The organism is Streptosporangium becharense (assembly GCF_014204985.1).
Classification (GTDB): Bacteria; Actinomycetota; Actinomycetes; order Streptosporangiales; family Streptosporangiaceae; genus Streptosporangium; species Streptosporangium becharense.
Genome location: NZ_JACHMP010000001.1, coordinates 4,360,295 through 4,382,622, shown reverse-complemented (window position 1 = coordinate 4,382,622; position 22,328 = coordinate 4,360,295). Strand labels below are relative to the sequence as shown.

General features: G+C 70.8%; 19 protein-coding genes and 1 riboswitch. Of the genes, 8 read left to right on the top strand and 11 right to left on the bottom strand.

Annotated features, from left to right (window positions below):
- Positions 1-222: 222 nt before the first annotated feature.
- Positions 223-1,032 carry a DUF3027 domain-containing protein gene (locus F4562_RS19405; protein ID WP_184547296.1) on the bottom strand — a complete coding sequence of 270 codons (810 nt, stop codon included), beginning with the start codon at positions 1,030-1,032 and terminating at the stop codon, positions 223-225.
- A gap of 324 nt (positions 1,033-1,356) precedes the next feature.
- Here F4562_RS19405 and F4562_RS19400 point away from each other — a divergent pair, with 324 nt between their 5' ends.
- Positions 1,357-3,003 (top strand): MFS transporter, encoded by a 1,647-nt coding sequence (locus F4562_RS19400; RefSeq protein WP_311734261.1) that lies wholly within the window; start codon positions 1,357-1,359, stop codon positions 3,001-3,003.
- A gap of 152 nt (positions 3,004-3,155) precedes the next feature.
- Here the strand turns inward: F4562_RS19400 and F4562_RS19395 are convergent, their stop codons facing one another.
- Both F4562_RS19395 and F4562_RS19390 read right to left on the bottom strand, forming a co-directional pair.
- Entirely contained in the window at positions 3,156-3,554 is a 399-nt protein-coding gene (locus F4562_RS19395) for a cold-shock protein (protein ID WP_184547300.1), read from the bottom strand.
- Positions 3,555-3,653: 99 nt separating this feature from the next.
- Complete coding sequence (locus tag F4562_RS19390) at positions 3,654-4,271, bottom strand: HAD family hydrolase (RefSeq protein WP_184547302.1); 618 nt, start codon at positions 4,269-4,271, stop codon at positions 3,654-3,656.
- 310 nt (positions 4,272-4,581) lie between these two features.
- Here F4562_RS19390 and F4562_RS19385 point away from each other — a divergent pair, with 310 nt between their 5' ends.
- Entirely contained in the window at positions 4,582-5,205 is a 624-nt protein-coding gene (locus tag F4562_RS19385) for a TetR/AcrR family transcriptional regulator (RefSeq protein ID WP_184547303.1), read from the top strand.
- 17 nt (positions 5,206-5,222) lie between these two features.
- On the opposite strand, the gene F4562_RS19380 is transcribed toward F4562_RS19385, so the two are convergent.
- Positions 5,223-6,524 carry a hypothetical protein gene (locus tag F4562_RS19380; RefSeq protein WP_184547305.1) on the bottom strand — a complete coding sequence of 434 codons (1,302 nt, stop codon included), beginning with the start codon at positions 6,522-6,524 and terminating at the stop codon, positions 5,223-5,225.
- Positions 6,525-6,646: 122 nt separating this feature from the next.
- Here F4562_RS19380 and F4562_RS19375 point away from each other — a divergent pair, with 122 nt between their 5' ends.
- The 4 genes from F4562_RS19375 to F4562_RS19360 all read left to right on the top strand — a co-directional run bounded on the left by F4562_RS19375 (position 6,647) and on the right by F4562_RS19360 (position 14,341).
- Positions 6,647-9,052, top strand: coding sequence for a helicase-associated domain-containing protein (locus F4562_RS19375; protein WP_184547307.1), 2,406 nt, complete (start codon positions 6,647-6,649; stop codon positions 9,050-9,052).
- A 258-nt stretch (positions 9,053-9,310) separates the two neighbouring features.
- Positions 9,311-9,985 carry a DUF4190 domain-containing protein gene (locus F4562_RS19370; protein ID WP_184547309.1) on the top strand — a complete coding sequence of 225 codons (675 nt, stop codon included), beginning with the start codon at positions 9,311-9,313 and terminating at the stop codon, positions 9,983-9,985.
- 150 nt (positions 9,986-10,135) lie between these two features.
- On the top strand, positions 10,136-11,782 hold the full coding sequence (locus tag F4562_RS19365; RefSeq protein ID WP_184547311.1) for a DNA repair helicase XPB: 1,647 nt from the start codon (positions 10,136-10,138) through the stop codon (positions 11,780-11,782).
- 534 nt (positions 11,783-12,316) lie between these two features.
- A complete protein-coding gene (locus F4562_RS19360) occupies positions 12,317-14,341 on the top strand; it encodes a HelD family protein (RefSeq protein ID WP_184547313.1) in 2,025 nt (674 codons plus the stop codon).
- A 171-nt stretch (positions 14,342-14,512) separates the two neighbouring features.
- Here the strand turns inward: F4562_RS19360 and F4562_RS19355 are convergent, their stop codons facing one another.
- The gene (locus tag F4562_RS19355) at positions 14,513-15,283 is read right to left on the bottom strand and encodes a GntR family transcriptional regulator (protein ID WP_184547315.1); all 771 of its coding nucleotides are present in this window, start codon (positions 15,281-15,283) and stop codon (positions 14,513-14,515) included.
- Between the two features lie 87 nt (positions 15,284-15,370).
- Between F4562_RS19355 and F4562_RS19350 the strand changes: the two genes are divergently transcribed.
- Together F4562_RS19350 and F4562_RS19345 are read left to right on the top strand one after the other, a co-directional pair.
- Positions 15,371-15,730 carry an ATP-binding protein gene (locus F4562_RS19350; RefSeq protein WP_184547317.1) on the top strand — a complete coding sequence of 120 codons (360 nt, stop codon included), beginning with the start codon at positions 15,371-15,373 and terminating at the stop codon, positions 15,728-15,730.
- A 447-nt stretch (positions 15,731-16,177) separates the two neighbouring features.
- Positions 16,178-16,414: a hypothetical protein gene (locus F4562_RS19345; protein WP_184547319.1), complete on the top strand. Its 237-nt coding sequence runs from the start codon at positions 16,178-16,180 to the stop codon at positions 16,412-16,414.
- 82 nt (positions 16,415-16,496) lie between these two features.
- Here F4562_RS19345 and groL read toward each other — a convergent pair whose 3' ends face one another.
- From groL to F4562_RS19315, 6 genes are all read right to left on the bottom strand, one after another.
- A complete protein-coding gene (gene groL / locus F4562_RS19340) occupies positions 16,497-18,125 on the bottom strand; it encodes a chaperonin GroEL (protein WP_184547321.1) in 1,629 nt (542 codons plus the stop codon).
- 372 nt (positions 18,126-18,497) lie between these two features.
- A complete protein-coding gene (locus F4562_RS19335; protein WP_068927743.1) occupies positions 18,498-18,698 on the bottom strand; it encodes a cold-shock protein in 201 nt (66 codons plus the stop codon).
- 437 nt (positions 18,699-19,135) lie between these two features.
- Entirely contained in the window at positions 19,136-19,411 is a 276-nt protein-coding gene (locus tag F4562_RS19330; RefSeq protein WP_184547323.1) for a MoaD/ThiS family protein, read from the bottom strand.
- A 22-nt stretch (positions 19,412-19,433) separates the two neighbouring features.
- On the bottom strand, positions 19,434-20,711 hold the full coding sequence (gene thrC / locus F4562_RS19325) for a threonine synthase (protein ID WP_184547325.1): 1,278 nt from the start codon (positions 20,709-20,711) through the stop codon (positions 19,434-19,436).
- 14 nt (positions 20,712-20,725) lie between these two features.
- Positions 20,726-20,866: riboswitch (SAM riboswitch) on the bottom strand.
- 250 nt (positions 20,867-21,116) lie between these two features.
- On the bottom strand, positions 21,117-21,452 hold the full coding sequence (locus F4562_RS19320) for a GNAT family N-acetyltransferase (RefSeq protein WP_221207803.1): 336 nt from the start codon (positions 21,450-21,452) through the stop codon (positions 21,117-21,119).
- Between the two features lie 114 nt (positions 21,453-21,566).
- A complete protein-coding gene (locus F4562_RS19315) occupies positions 21,567-22,130 on the bottom strand; it encodes an RNA polymerase sigma factor (RefSeq protein ID WP_184547329.1) in 564 nt (187 codons plus the stop codon).
- Between the last annotated feature and the right edge of the window lie 198 nt (positions 22,131-22,328).

Sequence of the window (22,328 nt, the reverse complement as noted above, 5' to 3'; positions counted from 1 at the left end):
TCCAAAGGTCGGGGTCCCACAGGTCGTCTCGCGTGGCGGTCGTCACCGCCCGGAGGCGGGCGTCCCGGCCGCGGGGCGGGCGTCACGACCGGAAGACGGGCGTCACGACCGCGGAACGGAGCGTCATGGCCGGAGGGCGACCCGGACACCGCGGATGGCGGCACCGGGGCGCTTTACGGGCTGGCCGGCCCGCGGGAGCGGCGGGCCGGACAACCTCCGGATTCAGGAGTGCCCGAGAGGCTCGGGGGTGGCGTCGTCGACGGAACCGGTCAGGTCGGGCTCGGCCTCGGCGGTGTCGTAGACGAGGTCGTCGAGGATCGGCGACGTCGGCTCGACCTGGTGCGGCAGCACGGCGGCCTCGGAGTGCGCGCCGCAACCGTGGTCGGCCGCGACGACCCGCCCGTCGTCGGGGGCGTACTCGTTGGCGCAGACACCGAAGCCGATGCGCAGCGCACCCGCGAGCGGCCAGTAGAAACCGCAGGTGGAGCACTGGGCGGGGGCGGCGTGCGCGAGCGGGGTGTGCGGGCCCGACTCGCCGGCGTGCCAGCGCCGCACGGCGCGGTCGCGGCCGATCCGGGAGAGCACCCGGGCCCGGCCGAGACCGTACTCGAAGATCATCTGCCGGTCGGTCTCGTCGTCGGTCTCGGTGAAGCCCGGGGCGAGCCGGTCGTCGTCGTCCGGGGTGGGCAGCAGGTCGCCCACGCCGAGGTCTCCGGGACGCAGGCGCTCGCTCCACGGCACCCACTCCGGCGGCAGCAGCGCGCCCGCGCCGGGCAGGAGCACGACCTCGCTGACCGTCACGTTGCGCGCCCGCGCGGCGCGGGCGACGGTGACGGCCCAGCGCCAGCCGCGGTAGGCGCGGTCGAGGCAGGCGAAGTAATGGGTGACGACGCGGTCGCCCTCGGCCTCGGCCGCGAGGTGCTCACCCACGTGCTCGGGCCTGACGTTCTCCTCCACCGCGGCGCGGGCGAGGTCGACGGCGGCGGCGCACGCCGGATCGGGGACCGCGGCGCGTGATCGAGTTCGGCTCACGAGTGGTCTCCCGTCAGCCTCGCAGCACGACGGCTGCTGTCTTTCCTGGCTCGCTCGCTGCGCTCACTCACAGTTCATTTTCACCCATGCCCGGAGCGGACGGCACCGCCGCCTGCCGATCGTCCCACCGATCGTCGCGCGGGCGGTCGCGGAACGGTCCCGTGCGTCCCGGCCTGGGGACGGCCGGTCGCGCTCCGGCGGGCGACGGCCCCGCGCGTCCCGGCGCGGGGGCGGCTCCGCCCGGGAGCGACCCGCCGCCCCCCGGCCTGGGGGCGGCCCCGCCGCGGAGAACAACTCATCCGCCATTCGGGTATGACTGGATACGTGGCAGCTGGGTGGGAACGGGCGCGGAAGACGGTGGGCGACGCCTCCCGTCAGGTCAGCCGCTCGGTCGCCTCCGCGGGCCGCTTCCTCGCACGAGCGGGACGCGGCACCGGACGGGCGACCGCGCGCGCGGGGCATGACGTGGTGGACGGCACCCGGCGGGTCGGCAAGGCCGCCCGCCGGCTGACGCACGCCCAGGGGGCGGGCCGTACCGGGCTGGGCCAGCTGATCGAGCTGACCGCCGCGCACAGCGCGGGCGACGCGCTGGTCACCGTCGCCCTGGCCGGGACGCTCTTCAAGCTCCCGGTGAACGAGGCCCGCGGTCAGGTCGCCCTCTACCTGCTGATCACGATGGTCCCCTTCGTGGTGGTCGCGCCGTTCGTGGGGCCGGTCCTCGACCGGTTCCGCTCAGGGCGGCGCTTCGTGATGGCGGGCACCCTGTTCGGCCGCGGGCTGCTCTGCTTCGCCATGGCGGCGGCGGTCGTCTCCGGTGACGCGTTCACCATCTTCCCCGCCGCGCTGGCCGTCCTGGTGCTGTCGAAGGCGTACAACGTCTCCCGCGCGGCGATCATGCCGAACGTGCTGCCCGCCGACATCGCACTGGTCACCGCCAACGCGAGGGTCGCCCTGTTCGCGCTGGTCGCGGCAGGGGTGGCGGTGCCCGTCGGCGCCGGGGTCAGCGCCTGGCTGGGGGCCGAGTGGGTGCTGCGCGGCACGACGGTGCTCTTCCTCCTCCAAGGGGTGCTGGCCATACGGCTCCCCCGCCACGTGGACTCCCCCGACCTGGAGACGGACGACGAGGACGGCGGGGAACGGACACATCGCTGGCGTACGTTGCTGAACGTCGGCCCGGTGGTCGCCGAGGCGATGAAGGCCAACGTGGCGATCCGCGTCTACTCCGGTTTCCTGCTCTTCTACCTGCTCTTCCTCGTCCAGGACAAGAAGCTTCCCGGCCTGCCGGAGGCCGTCACCATCGGCGTGCTGGCCGTGGCGGCCGGCGCGGGCGGGCTGGCCGGGGCGGCCGTGGCCGCCTGGGTGCGCAGCCACTCCCCGCAGGTCATCGTGCTGGCGACGCTCGCGCTGGCGACCGCGACGACGGTGGTGGCGGCGATCGTCTTCCGGCTGTGGACCGCGGTGGCGGTCGCGCTGGTGGCCGCGTTCGCCCAGGGGCTCGGGAAGCTCGCCCTGGACGCGATCGTGCAACGGGAGATCGGCGAGGAGGTGCGCTCCTCGACGTTCGGCGTCGTGGAGGCGTTCCTGCAGATCGCGTGGGTGGCCGGTGGCCTGGTCGGGCTGTTGATGTCGCTGTTCACCGACGGTCAGGCCGGCCTGGCGGTGATGACCGCGGGGCTCGCGGGCTCACTGGTCTGGCTGACGTTGCGGCGGCGCGCGCGGCTTCGGGAGCGGGACGCCCGGGTGGAGGCCGCCAGGGCCGCCCACGTCCCCGAGTCGAGCCCTCTCGCGCCGGTGGACGGGCTCCAGCACGAGCGCACGGTCGTGGAGCGGTCCGCCCGCGAGGAGTGGGCTCCGCCGAAGAACAGGCGGAGCAGGTCGCGTCCTGCGGGGACGACCACCGCGGTGATCCGGCACGAGAACGCGCCGACGGAGAAGCGGACCCGGCCGCTGACCGGCCCCCACGGCGGCTGACCCACGGGGCCGGAACTCCGCTGGGAGCCGTCGCGGAACCGGTGACAAGGAGCCCGTCACGGAACCGGTGACAAGGAGCCCGCCGCGAACCCACACGAGCCCGCCGCGGCCTTCGGCGGAGGCCGCGGCGGGCTCGGCGATGTCGGGAAGGGTCAGTCGTCCAGGTCGTCGGCCACGGCCCGGAGCACGGCCGCGACCTTCTTGGCATGCGCGGGTTCGGGGTGCTTGCCCTTCTGGTACGACGTGGAGACCACGTCCAGAAGCTTGATCAGATCCTCCACGATGACGACCATCTCGTCGGGCTTCTTGCGCTTGCCCTTGGTTTTGGCGGACCTGGCGAGCACCGGAGGCTGGTCGATCACACGAACCGAGAGCGCCTGCTGGCCGCGGCGCCCTTCGGCCACGCCGAATTCGACCTTCTGGCCCGGTTTGAGGGAATCCACGCCGGAGGGCAGCGCGGAAGAATGCACGAAGACCTCACCGCCGTCGTCGCGGGTGAGGAAGCCGAATCCCTTGTCGGCGTCGTACCACTTGACCTTGCCACTCGGCACAGGGGTGACCTCGTTCAGACTGTCGTGAAAAGGAATGGATGTAGGTTATGCCCAGCGAGCGCCGAGAGCGACCGTGTATTGGGGCCCTAATTAAGCGAGTTACACAACCGCGGCGGGAGTACGCCAGCCGTCGAACCATTCGGCGAACTCCGTGAGATCGCCCAGGATCACGTCCGCCCCGTAATCGCGGAGATCTCCCGCCGGATAACCACCCGTCGCCACCGCCACGCTGACGACGCCCCCCGCCCGCGCCGCCTCGATGTCCGCGACGTGATCTCCGACGTACGCGGCGGCGCCGAAGGCCGCGAGGGCCGGGCCCTTCTCCGCCCCGAAGACCGATCCGGCGACCTCGTCGACCTCCAGGCCGAGGAACTCGACCGTGGTCACCGCGTCGTTGGTGTTCTTCCCGGTCACCACGGTGACCCTGCCGCCGGCCCGGCGCACGGCCTCGACGGCCTCACGGGCACCGGGCATGAGGGTGGTGAGCGGCACGGCGATCGAGGGGTAGAGCGCACGGTAGGTGTCGGCCGCCGCGGGGATCTCCGCGGCGGGCAGCCAGTTGGCCAGCTCCCACTCCAGCGGCGGGCCCAGCCGGGCCACCACGGCGGCGCTGTCGATGTGCACGCCGAGACGCACTGACAGTTCGTCGTAGACGGCTGCGATGCCCGCGCGCGTGTCCGCAAGCGTCAGATCGAGGTCGAACCCCACCGAATCCATCGGATTACTCACCGCTCCTTGTCCGCTACGCGGAGACAATTCTCCGAGAGGCCCTCAAAGAATGCCAAATCCGCATGAACATCGGTAATCGCCATCGTTGTCCGTCAGATCACCCACTGTGTCGCCCTCCGCGGAAGGGTCCACCCGCCGCGAGGGCGACCGGCCGCCTCGGCATGGCTTCCAGACCGTCTCCCCGCCCGTGGGCGGCCGACGGCCCGCGGGCGACCGGGCGGCCTGCGGGCGACCCGGCACGCCGTGACCTGGCGGGTTCGGCACTGGATAGGGTCATGGTGGAGGTATCGGTAGAGAAATGACCAGATCGACGCGTGACCGGATCATCGACGAGGCCCTGCGCCTGTTCGCCGAACGGGGCTACTCGGCAACCTCGGTGGCCGAGATCGAGGCCGCCTCCGGGCTGTCGCCGGGAGCCGGCGGACTCTACCGGCACTTCAAGTCCAAATACGAGGTCCTGGCTGCGGCGATCAACGAGCATGCCGCCAGGACCCGGTCGCAGATCGCCGAGACCCTGGCGGAGAACACCACCGTCGACACCTCGACCGGCATCGAGGAGCGGCTGGTCCGCCTCTGCAGGGCCGGGCTGGCCAAGGTCCGCGAGGAGAACGAGCTGACCCGTGTCTTCTTCCGCGACCTGAGCCAGTTCCCCGAACTGGTGGCGATCGTCCGGGAAGGGCTGCTGCAGCCCATGTTCGACGCGATCGCCCTGTGGTTCCGGGCTCAGCCGGAATACGCCGGGGCCGACGCCGACTGGCCGGCGATCAGCGCCGTGCTCGGCGGGGCGGTGGTGCACTACCGGCTGTCCGAGGAGACCGTGGGCGAGGCCCCCGCCGGCGCGGAGCGCGATCGCTTCGTCGCCGCCTGGGTGAGCCTCGCACTCGGCCTGCTCCCCAGGCCGGTCGCCCAGACGATCCCCTGAGCGGCAGAGAGGCGGGATCAACGCAGACGCCGGTCCGTCCGAGCGGGCGGGTTGAGCAGGCGGTACGCCAGCCAGAAGACGCCCCATGCCGCCCCCAGCGCGAACATCAGCCCGCTGATCGCGAAGAACTCGTCGATGACCCGGCTGAAGTCGTCGCGGGAGCGGATGACGGCGACCACGGCACCGCCGAGGGTGTAGCCGACGATAGGGGTGGCCACCGCGAACACCTTGTCGGAGGTATGCCAGGTCTCGCAGAACGTCACCACGAGCGCCGCGACCGCCCAGACCAGCACCGGGATCTGGAAGATCGCGATCGGCGCGAAGGGGAAGGGGATGAGCAGTCCGGCCAGGGCGAGCAGGGCCATCGCCACCGTCTCACGCGGATGGCCGCGCAGGACCGACCGGGCGTCGCTCTCGCCGGGGACGACGTCCGGCCGGGGCCTCGGCGTCCGGAGGCCCGGCCGGTCGGCCCGCCCCCGCGCCTGCCGTCTGGCCCGCTTCCTGGCCAGTAACGCCTCCGCCTCCCGCATTCCCTGAGCCACGCCGGGCGGCATCGCTCGCTGGGACGCGCCGCTCCCCCGCTTCTCCGGAGACGCCCCGGCCACGACCTCGGGCCCGTCCGCCTCGGCACCCTCGGCCCCACCGTCAGGCCCGGCTGCCCCGGCACCCCCGGATCCGCCGTCGGGCCCGTCCGTCCCGGCGCTTCCAACCGCGATCTCGGGCCCGCCTGCCTCGGCACTTCCAGGCCCGTCCGCTCCGGCACTTCCAGGACCGTCCGCCCGCTCCGCCCCGGCTGCCCCGGCACCCCCGGACCCGATCTCAGATCCATCCGTCCCGGCACTTCCGGCCCCGTCCGTCCCCGTGCTCCCCTTCCCGGAATCGACGGGGCCGCTCGGTGCCGCTTCCGGCCTGGGAGCGGGCACCTGCGCCTCCGTTTCCCGGTCACCCGGGGAGGCGTAGGGGTGGCCTCGCATGGACCGGTGCGGCGCCGACGTGCCCGGGTCGTCCGCGGAGGGGTCGTGGGGTGGCGGGGGGCCGGCGCCGTCGGGAACCGGGGCCGCGAGGGGACCACCCGGCCGGGGGACCGTCACACCGGTGAGACCCCGCAGCTCACGCCGCACCAGCGCGGCCGGGTCACCCAACCTCGTCAGCAGCTCCGCCACCGCGGCCGGGTCGTCCAACCCGGCGCGTTCGGTGTCGATGCGTTCACGCAGCCTGGCCACGAAGTCGATGCGCTGCCTCGGGTGCAGCACACCGTGGGCGGCGTCGGCCGCCTTGTTGACGTAGTCCAGGACGAGCTGGTCGGCACGCTCGGTCACGCTTGCCATCCTCTCTCGGCATCGCCTTGCCTGTGACCCATTCCCGCATTCACGGCCGATCACATGATCGCGGGATTCCCCCTCGCCACACGATGTCGGTCAAGCCTCCTACCATTGACGAAATGAGCACGGAGTTCACCGAGTGGCTGCGCGGCCGGAGCGACGACCAGCTGCGAGCCCTCGTCACCGCACGACCCGAGCTCATCACCCCGGTCCCGGCGCATGTCGAGGGGCTGGCCGGGCGGGCGAGCAGCCCGTCGGCGATCGGCCGGGTGCTCGATCGGCTCGATCGGTTCACGCTCGCGGTCCTGGAGACGCTGGCCGTGCTCCCGGGCCCGGTTCCCCACCGGTCGCTCCGCACCCAGCTGGCCCGCGCGCTGCCCGGGGCGGCGGACGCGGCGTTCCGGGCCCGGCTGAAGGAGACGGTCGAGCGGCTGCGCACCCTCGCGCTGGTCTACGGGCCCGACGGCGCTCTGGTGCCGGCGCCGGGTGTGCGTGAGGTCCTCGACTGCCCGGCGGGGCTCGGCCCACCCGCCGTGGAGGCGTTCCGGCACCACCCTCCGGAGCGGCTGGCCGAGCTCGTCCACGACGTGGGCGGCGGCGACGCCGACGACAGCAACGGCAACGGCAACGGCAACGGCAACGGCAAGGAGACTCTCGCACGGTTGCTCGGCGACCCGGAAGTCGCCGGACGGCTGGTCGAGGAGGTCTCGCCGCAGGCACGGGCGGCGCTCAACGAGCTGGCCTGGGGGCCGGCCAGCGGGCGGGTGCCCAACGCGCGCCGCGAGGTGCGGGCCGCCACCGCGCAGTCGCCGATCGAGCAGTTGCTCGCCCGTGCCCTGCTCGCCGCCACCGGCGAGGAGACCGTGGTGCTGCCCCGCGAGGTCGGCCTGTTCCTGCGTGGCGGGCGGATCCACCGCGACCTCTCCGCGGTCCCTCCGGCGATGGAGGGCACCGCCCGCGACCAGGGGCTCGCCGATCGCACGGCCGCCGGGCAGGCGTTCGCGTTCGTGCGCGCCGTGGAGGAGCTGTGCGAGCGCTGGAGCGTCGACCCTCCGGGTGTGCTGCGCAGCGGCGGCCTGGCCGTGCGCGACCTGAAGCGGGTCTCGGCGCTGCTCGACCTGCCCGAGTGGGTGGCGGGGCTGATCGTCGAAGTGGCGCACGCGACGGGGCTGCTGGCGGCGAGCGGCGCGGTCGACGGCGACTGGCTGCCCACGCCCGTCTACGACGGCTGGCGGGTCAAGGCCACCGAGGACCGCTGGGTGATCCTGGCCTCCACCTGGCTCACGATGGATCGGGTGCCGGGCGTCATCGGCGAGCGCGACGACCGTGACCGGCTGCTCAACGCCCTCCACGCCGACCTGCGGCGCCCGGCCGCCCCGGAGGTGCGCGGCGCCACGCTCGGCGTGCTCGCCGCGGATCCCGGATTCGCCCCGGCCCTCACCTCGGTGCTCGACCGCCTGGCCTGGGAACAGCCGCGCCGCCGGGGCGGCCACCGCGACCAACTGGTGGAGTTCACCCTGCGGGAGGCCGAGCAGATCGGGGTCACCGGCCTCGGCGCGCTCTCCGCCCACGGCCGCGCTCTGCTCACCGGCAGGGGCGGCGGCACGGCCGCGGAGATTCTCGCCCCGCTGCTGCCCGAGCCGCTCGACCACGTCCTGCTCCAGGCCGACCTGACCGCCGTCGCCCCGGGGCCGCTGACGAGCGAGCTGAGGCGGTGGCTGGCGCTGGCCGCCGACGTGGAGTCGACCGGCGGCGCGACGGTCTACCGCTTCGGTGAGCGGTCGATCCGGCGGGCCCTGGACGCCGGGCAGGGGGCCGACGAGATGCTGGCCGTGCTGGAGCGCCACTCGACGACACCCGTCCCGCAACCGCTCAGCTACCTGGTCACCGACGTGGCCCGCCGCCACGGCCGGATACGCGTCGGCTCGGCGAGCGCGTACGTACGGTGCGACGACCCCTCGATGCTGGACGAGGTGCTGGCCGACAGACGGGCGGTCCCGTTGCGGTTGCGGCGGCTCGCCCCGACGGTGATCGCCTCCCAGACCTCCCGGCAGGCCCTGGTCGACGCGCTGCGCGCGATGGGCCACGCCCCGATGGCGGAGTCGCCGGACGGCGATCTGGTCCTGGCCCGGCTCGACGTCCGGCGGACCGAGGGGCCGCCGCAGCTCCGTGTCCCGGCCGCGCCAGGCGGCCCGGAGACCGACGTGGCGGCGGCCGCGATCCGCGCCGTCCGCGCGGGCGACGCCGCGCACCGGACCCGCCGCCCGCCCGTGGCCGCCCCCAGCGGGCAGGTGCCGCGCTCCCCGGCGACCGAGACGATCGTCGCGCTGCGGGAGGCCATCCGGCAGGGGTCGCAGGTGTGGATCGGCTACCTCGACTCGCAGGGCAACGCCACCAGCAGGATCCTCGAACCCGCCCGGATGGAAGGCGGCTACCTGACCGCCTACGACGAGACCCGGGCGGCGGTGCACCGCTTCGCCCTGCACCGCATCACCGGCATCACCGACGTCACCGACACCGTCTGAGGGCTCGCCGGGCCACGCGGAGGGCCGGACGGACGCGCTCGGGCGGGAGTCACGGGGTAACCTCGAAGCCGGGATCACTCCGTCATGAGCATGGCCGGCACACCGGTGGGCTCGGCGTCCGTCGAGGTGTGAGGGTCCCTCCGGCCTCGCGTGGCCCGCCGGGTACGCGGCCCGGTCTGTTCGCCCACGGTACGGACTCAACGCCCCATATCGTGATATGTGTTGATGTTGCGAGCCCCGGAAGTGAGACGATCCACAGTGAGCAGCGGTTACCCCGAAGGTCCCAGCACGAACCCGGACGACTGGAAGAGCCCCTACGGCACGGGTCCGGGCCAGTCCCCGGGGTACGGCCGGCCCGCCGGAGACACGCAGCCCGCCGGATACGGCCAGCCCTCCGGGCATGACCCTTACGCCCGGCCCTCCGGGTACGACCCGTCCTCCGGGTACGGCCAGCCTTCCGGGCATGCCCCTTACGGTCAGTCTCCCGGCCATGACCCGTCTTCCGGGCACGGCCAGCGGCCCTACGGTTACGAGCAGCCGCAGCAGGGCTACCCGGCGCCGCACAACCAGACCGGCGGCTACCCGGCCGACTACGGCCGGGGATACGGCGAGCCCGGAGTGTACGACCAGCCGTACCACGGGCAGGGGTACGCACCGGGCCACCCGCCCCAGCACGGCGACGAGGGCACCAGAACCCACGCGATCGTCGCCCTGGTCATCAGCATCATCATGGCGCTGAGCTGCTTCGTGAGCTTCGGCGGCACCGTCGGCGTCATCCTGTCCGCCATCGCGCTGGGCAAGGTCGACACCGACGTCAGGACTGCCAGGTCCCTGCTGAAGTGGACCTGGATCAGCATCGCCGCCAACGTCGCACTGCTCGTCCTGGGCATCCTGGGCATCGTCTTCCTGGGCATCAGCAGCGCCTCCGTCTGACCCCGGCCGCCCGCCGGGATTTCCCGGGCTCCCACCGGCGTTGCATCCAGGGCCGGGCGGACGACGGATGCCCGGCGGATGACGGACGCCCCTGAGGGGCCCGCACCGGTGCGAGCATGGGCTCACCGGCCGTAACCGAGGGAGAAGTCTTTGACTGACGGACCACTGATCGTCCAATCGGACAAGACCCTGCTGCTCGAAGTGGATCACGAGCTGGCCGGTGAGTGCCGCAAGGCGATCGCGCCGTTCGCCGAGTTGGAGCGGGCACCCGAGCACGTGCACACGTACCGGATCACCCCGCTGGCGCTGTGGAACGCGCGGGCCGCCGGGCACGACGCCGAGCAGGCGGTCGACGCGTTGATCGGCTACAGCCGCTACCCCGTGCCGCAGGCGCTGCTGGTCGACGTCGCCGAGACCATGGCCCGCTACGGCAGGCTCAGGCTGGAGAAACACCCCGTCCACGGGCTCGTGCTGACCAGCACCGACCGGGCCGTGCTCGAGGAGGTCCTGCGCTCGAAGAAGATCCAGCCGCTGCTCGGCGAGCGCCTGGGCGACGACGGCGTGGTGGTGCACCCGAGCGAGCGGGGGAACATCAAGCAGCACCTGCTCAAGCTGGGCTGGCCCGCCGAGGACCTGGCCGGCTACGTCGACGGCGAGCGCCACCCGATCACCCTCACCGAGGAGGGCTGGAAACTCCGCCCCTACCAGCGGGAGGCGGCCGAGGCGTTCTGGGACGGCGGCTCAGGCGTGGTCGTGCTGCCCTGCGGCGCGGGCAAGACGATCGTGGGTGCGGCGGCGATGGCGAAGGCGAGTGCGACGACGCTGATCCTGGTGACCAACACGGTCTCGGCCCACCAGTGGAAGCAGGAGCTGCTGCGGCGCACCTCGCTGACCGAGAACGAGATCGGCGAGTACACGGGCACCAAGAAGGAGATCCGGCCCGTCACCATCGCCACCTACCAGGTGATGACGACCCGGAGGCAGGGCACCTACCGGCATCTGGAGCTGTTCGACGCCCGCGACTGGGGTCTGGTCGTCTACGACGAGGTGCATCTGCTGCCGGCGCCGATCTTCCGCATGACCGCCGACCTACAGGCCCGGCGACGGGTGGGGCTGACCGCGACGCTCGTGCGCGAGGACGGCCGGGAGGGCGACGTGTTCTCGCTGATCGGTCCCAAGCGCTACGACGCCCCCTGGAAGGAGATGGAGAACCAGGGCTGGATCGCCCCCGCCGACTGCGTGGAGGTGCGGGTGACCCTGACCGACGAGGAGCGCCTGGCCTACGCGATGGCCGAGTCCGAGGAGCGCTACCGCTTCTGCGCGACCACACCGGCGAAGACCCGGGTGGCCGAGGCGCTGATCCGTCGTCACCTGGACGAGCAGGTGCTGGTCATCGGGCAGTACATCGACCAGCTCGACGAGCTGGGAGCCCACCTGGACGCGCCGGTGATCAAGGGCGAGACCAAGGTCAAGGAGCGGGAGCGGCTCTTCCAGGCGTTCCGCGACCGGGAGATCCAGGTGCTGGTCGTCTCGAAGGTCGCCAACTTCTCCATCGACCTGCCGGAGGCCGCGGTGGCGATCCAGGTGTCGGGCACCTTCGGGTCACGTCAGGAGGAGGCGCAGCGGCTCGGCCGGGTGCTGCGGCCCAAGGCGGACGGTGGCGGGGCCCGCTTCTACTCGGTGGTCAGCCGTGACACGGTCGATCAGGACTTCGCCGCCCACCGTCAGCGGTTCCTGGCCGAGCAGGGGTACGCGTACCAGATCATCGACGCGGACGACGTGCTCGCCGGGGAATAGGCCTCACGTGGCGAACACGTCGTCGAATTGTGTCAGGTCCACGAAATACCGCAGGCTTTCGACAAAGAAACCACCCCCTAGCTAGCCCCTAGGCCACTGGCGACATACCCCTATGATCTGGGGGAGTCACCAGATTTGCCCTGCTTTTTTGCCGTTTCGCAACAGAATGACGTAGGGTATCGGGACGATCACTCAACGGTCAGCGTGAATGCCCGCGACAGGTGTCATCGCCCGCGACCGGACACGCGGCGAGCACGACACCCCTCCGTGGGGAGACGCACCGCCACCGGGCGGCGCGGCGCCTCCGCGTCCCCGCGAATTCCGGGGAAACCCGGAAGGCGACCGGTCACCCCGTACGCCGTGCCGGTGGCCACCGGCACGGCCGGAGAGGCCCGTACGGGCGTGGTGACCCCGGCGCCGCGAGACGCGGCCGGAGGGCCAATCCTTTTGAGGCATGCGCGGCACGCCGCTAAGCTGGTCGATTCGCTGCCGGATGACCATCACCTCCGTTTATTGAATGGGAGGCGCTTCAACGTGCCCGCACATCAATTGTCCCCCGACATAACCGACGACCCCGCGGAGACCCTCGCCGCCGAACGCGCGCACCTGGCCGCCTCCCGGGCCGCGCTGCGCGCCATGCGGGAGCACGCCGGCTCGTTGTCGTCCGACGCCGCCGGAGACTGGGTCTCCCAGCAGATCCTCCAGGCTCTGCTGGACCAGCGGGTGGCGGCGCTGGCCGACCACTCCGGCACCCCGCTGTTCTTCGGCCGCCTCGACCGGGCGAGCGACGACGACCTCCCGGCCACCGTCCACGTCGGGCGCCGGCATGTCCACGACGACCGCGGCCGGCCCCTGGTGATCGACTGGCGGGCCCCGATCTCCCGGGCCTTCTACCAGGCCAGCCCGGCCGACCCGATGGGCGTCTCGCTGCGCCGCAGGTTCGGTTACCACGGCGGCGACCTGACCGCCTACGAGGACGAGCGTCTCGACGACGGCGGTTCCGCCGCCGGGCGGCAGAGCCGGATCCTCACCGAGGAGATCGAGCGACCGCGTACCGGCCCGATGCGCGACATCGTGGCCACCATCCAGCCGGACCAGGACGAGATCGTCCGCTCCGAACTGACCCGGACCGTGTGCGTCCAGGGGGCGCCCGGCACCGGGAAGACCGCCGTCGGCCTGCACCGGGCGGCCTACCTGCTGTTCACCCACCGCGAGCGGCTCGCCAGGTCGGGCGTCATGATCGTCGGACCGAACCGGGCGTTCCTGTCCTACATCTCGTCCGTGCTCCCCGCGCTGGGCGAGGTCAAGGTGGACCAGACGACCGTCGCCGGGCTCCTGGGCGAGTACTCCGCGCCGGAGGACCCCGCGGTCAGCGCCGTCAAGGGCGACGCGAAGCTCGTTGCGGTGCTGCGGCGCGCGCTGTGGATGCACATCGTCAAGCCCACCGAGGGGTTGTTGTTCACCAAGGGGATCAACCGCTACCGGGTCGCCGACCATGAGGTCCGGGAGATCGTCGCCTCGCTGCGCGGCACCACCCGCTACGGCCCCGGACGCGCGGCGCTCGCCCAGCGCCTGGCGCACATGGTGCTCGTCCGCATGGAGCAGCGGGGCGAATCGCCCGACGACCGGGTGCAGGACGCGGTGGCCAGGTCCAAGCCGGTTCGGCAGCTCGTCGACCAGGTCTGGCCCAAGCTGACCCCCCAGCAGGTGCTCCACCGGCTGTTCAGCGACCCGGAGTTCCTCGCCGCCGCCGCGAAGGACGACCTCACCGCCGAGGAACAGTCTCTGCTGCTGTGGGCCAAGCCGCCCAAGTCCTTCCGCTCGGCGAAGTGGTCGGCGGCCGACGGTGCCCTGATGGACGAGCTCGGTGACCTGATCGAGCGGACCGCCGTGCTCGGCCACCTGGTCGTGGACGAGGCGCAGGACCTGTCCGCGATGCAACTGCGGGCCCTCGGGCGGCGCTGCCGCACCGGATCGGCCACCGTCCTGGGCGACCTGGCCCAGGGCACCACGCCCTGGTCGGCCCGGTCGTGGACGGAGGTCCTGTCCCACCTGGGCTTCGAGGACGGCGCCGTCACCGAGCTCACCCTGGGTTTCCGCGTGCCCCGGGAGGTCCTCGACTACGCGGCGAGGCTGCTGCCCTCCGTCGCCCCCGGCCTGGCCGCACCCCGGTCGCTGCGTCCCGGCGCGGGCTCCCTCTCGGTCCACAGGACACCCGACCTCGCCGACTCCCTGGCACGGGCGGCGCAGGACGCGCTCTCCCGCGAGGGCTCGATCGGCGTGATCGTCCCCGACGCCTGGGTGAACGCCGCCTCTGCGGCCCTGACCGGCCTGGACCACCGGGTGCTGAGCGCCGACGCGGTCGAGGACCACCGCCTCCTGGTGGTCCCGGCCACCCTCGCCAAGGGTCTGGAGTACGACCACGTGATCGTGGTCGAACCGGCCGACATCGTCGAGGCGGAACCGCGCGGCCTGGCACGCCTGTACGTGGTCCTGACCCGCGCGGTCACCTCACTGACCGTCGTGCACTCCAGGGATCTCCCCGAACAGCTCCGCTAGCCCTCTCGGGGACGGGACCGCGCCACCGGCGAGGACACCGCGCGGTCCCGCACCCCCGTCCCCTGAGCGGGGCCGCACCACCGGCGGGCACGCCCCGCGACCCACGTCCCTCCCCGCCTCACGGGGCCTGTCCCCCACCCCTTGTACGGGTGTGCGGCCCGGACACCCGGGTCATCCCTCGCCGGTCGGTCCGGAGTAAACGAGCTGGAACAGGTCCGCAGGCAGGAGAATGTCAGCCACCTCAACGACTCGCTCTCCGGCCGGATAACGGCGGTCGATCGTCAACATCACCGAACCGGACGGCTGCTGGAGCCGGGTGCACTCCTCCGCAGTACCAAGGCGGGCACCGACGGTCTCGATGAACCCGTCAACGGTGACACCGATCGCCAGCATCCGCTCGACCACGCCGCGACCACCGTGAGGGCCTTCCTCGGGCATGACGACAGGTGTCCCACGCGTGAGCGACAGCGGCTCCCAACTCGTAGAGAGCATGACCGGCTGCCCGTCGGCCTTGAACGTGTAGTCGGTTCTCATGACGTCGGGCCGATCACCGTCGGGCTCCCCCAGACCGAGACGTTCTCGGACATCCGGCGGAGCCGGGACCGTGCGGGAATCGTAGTCCCAGGAACCTCGTCGGCCCTGACGTTCCATGTCAGCCGTGAACGGGCTTCCCGCCTTCAGGTTGCGATACCAGGCCCTGACCAGACGTTGCAGCTGCGGCCGGGTGCGCACGTATGTGCCCGATCCGGGCTTGGCCACTGCGAGCCCTTCAGAGACGAGGGCACGCAACGCGTCACGGGCGGTGCCGTCTGCTACCTGGTATCTCCGGACGATGTCAGGGATGGACGGCAGGCGATCCCCGTCGGCCAGCTGTCCCGAGGTGATGAGGGCACGTAGTTCATCTGCTATGCGCAAGTACCGGGGACGCTCTTCGGAATCCATCACAGGGACTAGCTTGACGGGCTTGATACCTAGGTAGCAAGCTATGCATCAAGCATCCAATCTAGCTACCAAGCTTTGGTGGTCCCTATGTCGTATGAGCATTCCCTTCCTGGAGTCCTCGCCTCCATCCGGAAGGCGCAAGAGTGGATCCAGTTCGTCGCCTCCCCCACTCACCCGGACCTGGCCAGAGACGCCGGCGAAGTGATCGGCGAGTTGATGGCCATCGCGATCCGCCGCACTCCTGAAAACGTCATGGTCCGCCTGAAGGCCACCCCCTCCCTCGAAGGACTCACGGTCGAAATTCGCGACCCCGGCCTCCTCTACATGCCAGATGGCCCCGAATGGGCGAAGCTATCAACCCGTGTCTGGACCGCACGGTGTAGCCGAGACGAAACCGGTCACCTCATAGAGGTCGAAATTCGGTCACGGCAGGCGGTTCCGCCATGACGTCCTCCCCGGCCCCAGGTGATCCGCCAGTACCACGTCCCAGCCCCTGAGCTCGGCCCCTCCCCGCTCACCCCGCACCGGCACGCTGAGGTCGTCCGGCACCACGTCGGCGAACCGTGACAGACGGCCCGGCCGCCACCATCCGGATGCCGCGATCCCGGCGCGCGGCCCCCCTGCACACCGCCCCGGCACACCACCCAGGCTCCCCCGAGGTACCGCATGTGGGGCCTCGCCTCGGGGGCCGGGTGGCCCGCCCGTCTGGAGGGGCGGCGGGCCACCCCCTGATCGTCCGGCGGGCGTCCCACACCCATCCCACGCCCGCCGGACCCCGCACGACCGGCCACAAGCCGACCACCGGCGACCGGCCACAAGCAGGCCGCCGACCACCGGACCCCGCACAACCGGTCACCGCACAACCACCGCCGAACCACCACGAAGGAGGCATCCATGAGCGATCTGAGCCCCGGCGACCTGGTCACCGACACCCGCGGCGTCGTCTGGTTCGTCCACGGCAACCCGCAACTCGGCCTGTTCGCCACCAGCCCGCCCGGCACGTGCGTCCCCGTCCCCGGCGTCCTGCGCCTGTACGGGCCGCTGACCATGACCTACCGGCCCGGCTCCGGCCGCCCCGCGACCGCCGACGCCGGGCACGGCCCGGGATTCCACCCCCGCTCCCCGGGATGAGCACGGGAGAAGCACCGGTGAACACGAAAAGAGACGGCCCCGGCACTTCGGGGTCGCCTCTTCTCGTGGAAAGCGTCAGGACTTAGAAGTCCATGTCGCCGCCGCCCGGCATGCCACCGGCCGGAGCAGCGTTCTTCTCGGGCTTCTCGGCGATGACGGCCTCGGTGGTGAGGAACAGCGCCGCGATGGACGCCGCGTTCTGCAGCGCGGAACGCGTCACCTTGGCCGGGTCGATGATGCCCGTCTCGAACAGGTTGACGTACTCGCCGGTGGCGGCGTTGAGGCCCTCGCCCGGAGTGAGGTTGCGGACCTTCTCCACCACGACGCCGCCCTCAAGGCCGGCGTTGACGGCGATCTGCTTCAGCGGCTCCTCAAGAGCCTTCTTGACGATCGCGGCACCGGTGGCCTCGTCGCCGACGAGCTCCAGCTTGTCGAACGCCTTGGCGCCGGCCTGCAGCAGGGCCACGCCACCGCCGGGGACGATGCCCTCCTCGACGGCCGCCTTCGCGTTGCGGACGGCGTCCTCGATGCGGTGCTTGCGCTCCTTGAGCTCGACCTCGGTCGCCGCGCCGGCCTTGATGACGGCCACGCCGCCGGCCAGCTTGGCGAGACGCTCCTGGAGCTTCTCGCGGTCGTAGTCGGAGTCGGTGTTCTCGATCTCGGCGCGGATCTGGTTGACCCGGCCGGCGATCTGCTCGGCGTCGCCGGCACCGTCGACGATGGTGGTCTCGTCCTTGGTGACGATGACCTGGCGGGCGCGGCCGAGCTGGTCGAGCGCGGTCGACTCCAGCTTGAGGCCGAGGTCCTCGCTGATGACCTGGGCACCGGTGAGGATGCCGATGTCGCCCAGCATGGCCTTGCGGCGGTCACCGAAGCCCGGGGCCTTGACCGCGACCGAGCGGAACAGGCCACGGATCTTGTTGACGACCAGGGTGGCCAGGGCCTCGCCCTCGATGTCCTCGGCGATGATCAGCAGCGGCTTGCCGGCCTGCACGACCTTGTCGAGAACCGGGAGCAGGTCCTTGTTGGCGGAGACCTTGGAGTTGACGACGAGGATGTACGGGTCCTCGAGGACGGCCTCCATGCGCTCCGGGTCGGTCACGAAGTAGGGCGAGATGTAGCCCTTGTCGAAGCGCATACCCTCGGTGAGCTCAAGCTCCAGCCCGAAGGTGTTGCTCTCCTCGACGGTGATGACGCCTTCCTTGCCCACCTTGTCCATCGCCTCGGCGATCATCTCGCCGATCTGCGGGTCGCCGGCGGAGATCGAGGCCGTGGAGGCGATCTGCGCCTTCGTCTCCACGTCCTTGGCCAGCTTGGAGAGCTCCTCGGAGACACGCTCGACAGCGGCCTCGATGCCCTTCTTCAGGGCCATGGGGTTGGCGCCGGCGGCAACGTTGCGCAGACCCTCGCGGACGAGAGCCTGGGCGAGGACGGTGGCGGTGGTGGTGCCGTCACCTGCGACGTCGTCGGTCTTCTTGGCGACTTCCTTGACAAGCTCGGCCCCGATCTTCTCCCACGGGTCTTCGAGCTCGATCTCCTTGGCGATGGAGACACCGTCGTTGGTGATGGTGGGGGCGCCCCACTTCTTCTCCAGAACGACGTTACGGCCCTTGGGGCCGAGGGTCACCTTGACCGCGTCCGCGAGCTGGTTCATACCGCGCTCGAGACCGCGACGGGCGTCCTCGTTAAACGAGATCATCTTGGCTGCCATACGGCTAGACCTCCCAAAGACAGGGTGGCTTGCACCGGACCGAGTCGACGCCCGCGACGGCATGTGGGCCCACGACTCCGTTCGGCAGGCCCCATCGCCTCGATCCAGGGTTGGCACTCTCAAACCGTGAGTGCCAACCATCTGTTTAGCACTCTACCCTGCCGAGTGCAAGCCGCACCCCCATGACCTGCGACCGCCCCGGGAAGCCGGATCCCATGCCCTGCGACCACCCGGGAGGCCGGATCCCGGCCGGAAAGCGGAGGCCCGGCCCACCCGCCAAGGGGATGGGCCGGGCCTCCGCGACGGTTCCGGCGGACTGCGCTGCCACCGGACCCAGCCGAAACTTTCCGCAGAATTCACGGAACGGCTACGTCAGACCGCCCGGACGGACTCCGCCTGCGGGCCTTTCTGACCTTGGGTGATCTCGAACTCGACCCGCTGGCCCTGTTCGAGTGAGCGGTAACCGTCCATCATGATTGCGGAGTAATGGACGAACACATCCTTACCACCGTCTACCGCGATGAAGCCGTAGCCCTTGTCCGCGTTGAACCATTTGACGGTGCCCTGCGCCACTTGCGACTCCTCTTACTGGGCTTGAGGACGACGCCCATTCCTCTCGCGAAGTCCTCAATCTCCGAGGCGGAGACATCGCCTACGTCGATCGCCCTCGACCATACCTGTGAGACGCGGTTGGGCAACAGAGTCAACCAACAAACTCCCTCTTTACCGACGCATTTAGTACGCGAGGATGTTTGGTTATCACGATTAGTTAGTTAAAGATTACATTATTTTACGGAGCCAACGAATGCGACCTCGCGCCACAAAGCATGACACCCGCCCGGCGGAAGCCGGGCGGGTGTCATATGAGGTGGTACAGAGTGTGCCCCAGGCGGTCCCACGGGAGCGGGATCCGGTGCGGGACCGCCGAATCGGTGCGGGAGCGGGATCCGAAGCGGAGCCGCCGGGTCTGCGCGGGAGGGGGATCCGGTGCGGGACCGCCGAATCCGGGGTCAGCCCCCGGCGACCGCCGGGATGATGGAGATCTGGGCACCCGCGGGCGTGGCGGTGTCGAGATTGTCGGCGAAACGGACGTCCTCATCACCGACGTAGACGTTCACGAAACGCCGGATCTTCCCGGTCTCGTCGAGAATCCGGGCTCCGATGCCGGGGAAGTCCGCGTCCAGCTTCTGCAGAACGTCACGAAGGGTGGCACCCTCGGCGTTCACCTCGGCGGCTCCGCCGGTGTAAGTCCGGAGGATCGTCGGAATCCGTACAGAAACGCTCATAATTCAATACCTTTCGCGATTTTTAGGCGATAGCCGTACGGAATGCGTCAAGAGACGGCCGGATGACCGCGGTGGGACGTGCCTGGCCGGCCACCGCGTCGAGGGTCTTCAGCCCGTCGCCGGTGTTGAGCACCACGGTCTCCGCCTCGGGATCGAGCACCCCGGAGGCGACCAGCTTGCGGAGGACTCCCACGGTGACGCCTCCGGCGGTCTCGGCGAAGATGCCCTCGGTTCGCGCCAGCAGGCGGATCGCCTCGACGATCTCGGCGTCGGTGACGTCCTCGACCGCCCCGCCGGTGCGGCGGGCGATGTCCAGCACGTAGGGGCCGTCGGCCGGGTTGCCGATCGCCAGCGACTTGGCGATGGTGTCGGGCTTGACCGGGCGGATCACGTCGTGACCCGCCTTGTACGCGGCCGAGACCGGCGAGCATCCCTCGGCCTGGGCCGCGAAGATCTTGTACGGCCTGTCCTCGACGAGGCCGAGGGCGATCAACTCCTTGAAGCCCTTGTCGATCTTCGTGAGCTGGGAGCCGGAGGCGACCGGGACGATGACCTGGTCCGGGATCCGCCAGCCGAGCTGCTCGGCGATCTCGTAGGCCAGGGTCTTGGAACCCTCGGCGTAGTAGGGCCGCAGGTTGACGTTGACGAAGCCCCAGCGGTCGCCCAGCTCGTCACCGATCAGCTCCGAGCAGAAGCGGTTGACGTCGTCGTAGGTCCCCTCGATGCCGACGAGCTTGCCGCCGTACACCGAGGCCATGACGATCTTGGCTTCCTCCAGGTTCGCCGGGATGAACACGCACGCGTCCAGCCCGGCGCGGGCCGCGGCGGCGGTGACCGCGCCCGCGAGATTGCCGGTGGAGGAGCAGGAGAGCGTGTGGAAGCCGAAGTTGCGGGCCGCCTCGACGGCGATGGCCACCACGCGGTCCTTGAAGGAGTGCGTGGGGTTGCCGGAGTCGTCCTTGATGTGCAGCGAGCGGATGCCCAGCTCACGGGCGAGGTTGTCGGCCTTGACCAGCTTGGTCCAGCCGGGGGCCATGTTGGGCTTGGTGGTCACGTCCGCCGGGACGGGCAGCAGCGCGCGGTAGCGCCAGATGTTGGTCGGCCCCTCGGCGATCTGAGCCCTGGTCACGCGACCGAACTCGTAGGCGATCTCCAGAGGCCCGAAACACTCGATACAGGCGAAGCTGGGACCGAGGTCGTAACGGGCACCGCACTCGCGGCAGGACAGCGCGACGGCGGGTCCGAAGTCTCCGGCGCGGGCGGGGGAAGCGGTGGTGTTCTCAGTGGTCGCAAGCACCATGAAGCGAGGCCTTTCCCTCATCTTCGTCTGCGACCACCTTGGCCGCAGACCGGAATTGGCACCTGTCCCGGCCGACCTCGTCAGATCACGAGTCTTGAACCGGGAGGGTTGCCGGGGCTTCGCAGGGCCGGTCCCTCCACCCCTCTGGATGAGCAAATGTTCAGTTGTGGACCTGACGGGCAGGTCTTCTGCACTCTACCCCGGCACACCGGGCCCCTGACCACCCGTCTCATATTTCAAGACGCAGCGTGTTACCTGACGGACAGATTGCCCTGCCGCGCGGGTCGGAACGGGGAGACCCTCCCTCGGGCCTCACCCGCCCGGGGGCGGGCGAGACCCGATCAGGGATCACTCGTCGTCGGCGAGGCCGCCGTGCGCCATGACGGCGCCTCTCCTGTCAGCCGGTCAGTTCGCGGACCGGGTCCGGACCCACCGCTCGATCGCGCCGTGCTCCGGATCCTCGATCCGGGCCTCGACGCTGAATCCGGCGTTGCGGAGCACCCCGCCGCAAGCGGCGTCACCCGCCGGCGTGTGCGCGGTCACGCGGGTGACCTCTCCGTGCCCGAGAACGCGGTCGACGAGTGCGATCGCGGCGGCGCCGGCGAGGCCGCGGCGGCGGAACCCCGGCGCGATCTCGTAACCGATCTCCACGGTCCCGTCGACGGGGACACCCTTGTAGCCCCCGGAGTGGTACCCGATCGGTACCGCGACCGAGAATAGTGGGCGGACAGATCCGCCCACACCGGGAATATGGAAGCTACGCCGACTCTGCGCTGCCGACCGGCCCGGCACGTCGGCACACCCTCGCACCACGACCGGCAACCCCCGGCTCGGCCGGAAACCCCGCGGACGGGATCAGAACAGGCCGTAGGCGTCGCCCAGGGCCCCCTGCACGTACTTACGCGCCTGGTGGATGCGGGACTTGGCGGTGCCGAGCGGGATGCCCAGCTGCTCGGCCACCTCGTTGTAGTCGAGCTGGCAGATGTCGCGCAGCACCAGCGCCTGGGCCAGCTCGGGCTTGTCGGTCTCCAGTGCCTCCATCGCGTCGAGGAGGTCCAGCCGGGAACCGGCGATCACGCTCACCCGGGCGACGTCGGGCTTCTGCAACAGCGGCAGCTCGTCCGAACTCTGCTCGGCGGCGCGGCGCTTCAGCGAACGGTAGGTGGTCCTGGCGCAGTTGGCCGTCACGATGTGCAGCCAGGTGCTGAACCGGGCACGCCCCTCGAAACGGCTGATGTTGCGCGCCACCGCCAGGAGGGTGTCCTGGCACGCCTCCTCGGCGTCCTGCCGGTAGGGGAGGATCCGGTGGCAGTGGCGGAAGACGTCGGGCTCGATCCGCTTCAGCAGTTCGCCGAGCGCACGGTGGTCGCCCCGGGCGGCCTCACGGGCCAGTTCCTCGGTCGTCTCATCCAGCGCCATCACGAGCCCCAATCAGCGGTCACAGTCGCAGACATCCTACGGTCGGGGGACACCTTTGCCGACCCGTCATACGGCTTCCGAAAGAACGCGAACCCACAGGCACCCATCGAGCTGCCGACAAGAGCTGACACAATCTGATGAACGGCGTTCCTCCTTGTTTCGAAGAGCAGGGCATCCCGGAGAGGTCCCGGCTAGCCT